Origin of the sequence: Vibrio sp. 10N.222.48.A3 (assembly GCF_041475345.1) — a bacterium.
GTDB classification, from domain to species: Bacteria; Pseudomonadota; Gammaproteobacteria; order Enterobacterales; family Vibrionaceae; genus Vibrio; species Vibrio tasmaniensis_A.
On sequence record NZ_JBFRVX010000503.1, the window covers coordinates 1 to 2,252 of the forward strand.

Annotated in this window: 2 protein-coding genes; both read left to right on the top strand. The window is 41.7% G+C overall.

The annotated features are described in order from the left end of the window. Positions 1–129 precede the first annotated feature (129 nt). Positions 130–582, top strand: coding sequence for a terminus macrodomain insulation protein YfbV (yfbV, locus tag AB4653_RS14815; protein ID WP_009848630.1), 453 nt, complete (start codon positions 130–132; stop codon positions 580–582). A gap of 311 nt (positions 583–893) precedes the next feature. Beyond that, complete coding sequence (locus tag AB4653_RS14820; protein ID WP_009848629.1) at positions 894–1,859, top strand: ABC transporter substrate-binding protein; 966 nt, start codon at positions 894–896, stop codon at positions 1,857–1,859. The last annotated feature ends 393 nt before the right edge of the window (positions 1,860–2,252 follow it).

Below are 2,252 nucleotides of genomic sequence, written 5' to 3' on the forward strand. Positions count from 1 at the left end.
GAGATTGAGGTCTGCAAATAATAGCGATATTGTGCAAATATAACAAAAAAATTTGAAAGAATATTATTTTTCGTCAAATTTTTGTGTTTTTAGTTGATGGTTTCAACTTTTTTTTAATGGGAGACTCATATGAGCAATAGAGTTGGTTTAGCGAGTAGTTTAAAAGATGGCCAAAAGTACATGGATCTCTGGCCCGTCCGCAAAGAGTTAAACTCGATCTTCCCTGAACAGCGCATTATCAAAGCGACGCGTTTTGGCGTGAAAGTGATGCCAGCGATAGCTGCTATTAGTGTTCTTACACAAATGGTCTTTAATAATTATCAAGCGATGCCACAAGCAGTGGTCATGGCTTTGTTTGCAATCAGCTTACCGCTTCAAGGCATGTGGTGGTTAGGTAATCGCTCAAACACACAACTTCCACCTGCGCTAGTCTCATGGTATCGCGAACTTCACGAGAAGATCACTGAAACGGGTTTCGCGTTAGAGCCAATGAAGTCGCGCCCTCGTTATAAAGAATTGGCGATCATTTTAAATCGCGCATTTCGTCAGCTAGATAAATCCTCAATGGAACGTTGGTTCTAATGAGTTTCAACTCTCCCTCTTGTCTGAGAGCAACTATTCATCATTGATGGTTTGTTCTCAGGTTTGATTTTTATTATTTTCGCTTCGCTTTTATTCACCCATCTCCCCCTCATTCCTTTTTTCTCTTACTACTCATGTAGTTTCTTACTTTTCAAATTCTGCCTTTCGCTATTTCACGCATTTTTCGAGCCTTGTTGTGTTTTTGTTAAATATAACTTCAAGTCATCAATAGTTACTGGTAATAATATCAATAGTGATGTTGTTCTCTTTGAGCGAGCAATAATGAGTAGAGCTTGATTCAGGGAGCGATAATGAGTTCTGTAAAAAAGGTATTGGCAGCGGTCGTAAGTTGTCTGTTGTTGCTATGGACAAGCAATGTAATGGCGAACGTTGCCAAAGTTTCGGTTTCACAAGTTGTCGACCATCCAGATCTGAATGCGACGCGTCTAGGGCTTCTTGAAGGATTGAGAGCAAAAGGTTACGAACCGGGTAAAAATTTAGAGTTTTCTTATGAAATGGCTGGTGGCAATCCCGCTCAGGCAGCAAAAATAGCCAGAGAGTTAGTTAGTGAGAACCCTCATGTATTAGTTGGCATCGCGACACCGACCTCTCAAGCGTTGGTTTCAGCGACTCGAACGATCCCGATTGTGTTCACCGCGGTGACAGACCCTATCGGAGCAAGACTTGTTAAACAATTGGAGCAGCCGGGACGAAATGTCACGGGCCTTTCTGACTTATCACCTATTTCCCAACATGTATCTCTTATTAAAGAGCTACTCCCCAATGCAGTTTCAGTCGGTGTGGTTTATAACCCAGCAGAGGCAAATGCTGTTGCTTTAGTAGGGCTGTTAAAGCAGGCAACACGAGACTTTGGCTTTACTTTGCATACTGAAAAAGCGTTGACCATCGATGATGTAGAAGAAAAAACAGCATCCGTGGCTAAGAAATCTGATGTTATCTACGCACTAACTGATAACACGGTGGCAAGCGGTATCGAAGGACTTATAAATGCTGCAAACCAAGCTGGCACACCCGTGGTTGCAGGAGCAACGTCTTATGTTGGCAAGGGAGCAATCGCTGGATTAGGTCTAGATTACTATGACGTCGGGGTGCAGACCGCTGATTATGTGGCCGCTATTTTGAACGGACAAAAACCAGGGAAGTTGAGTGTTAAAACGGCTCAAAGCTCTCAGTTGGTAGTTAACCTAGATGCCGCTCGTGAGCTTGGTTTGACGCTACCTAAGTCTGTGGTTGATCGCGCTATAGTCAGCCGTTGATTAGTATTGACATCAAAAAAACAATGCTCAATAAGTCATTTTGTTAACAGGAATTTAAACCATCACAATGAACAACATTAGTCGACTCTAACCATTAGCTGCGATCTATTTTATTCATTTTTAAGTAGTTATTTCCCCTTCAGGTGCAACGTTAATACCAACTTACATTATTTTACATCGAGAGGGCTGTCGATTAATGTCATAATATTAATGGAACTAATGAAAATAACTGAGCGCTAAGAGCACATTCTATGAAAGTAAATAGGCACTTTAGCCTTACCTTTGTCTTCGGCTTTCCCGCTGTGATCGCGACCATGTTACTTGGGCTGATAGGAAAAAATTATTTTGATGCGGTTGAAAAAGACATCAGCAGTGAGTTTCAGCGTATTGAAG

Excerpts from the sequence above, each read along its gene's own strand:
- yfbV (WP_009848630.1), top strand. The coding sequence starts at position 130 with ATGAGCAATAGAGTTGGTTTAGCGAGTAGTTTAAAAGATGGCCAAAAG.
- AB4653_RS14820 (WP_009848629.1), top strand. The coding sequence starts at position 894 with ATGAGTTCTGTAAAAAAGGTATTGGCAGCGGTCGTAAGTTGTCTGTTG.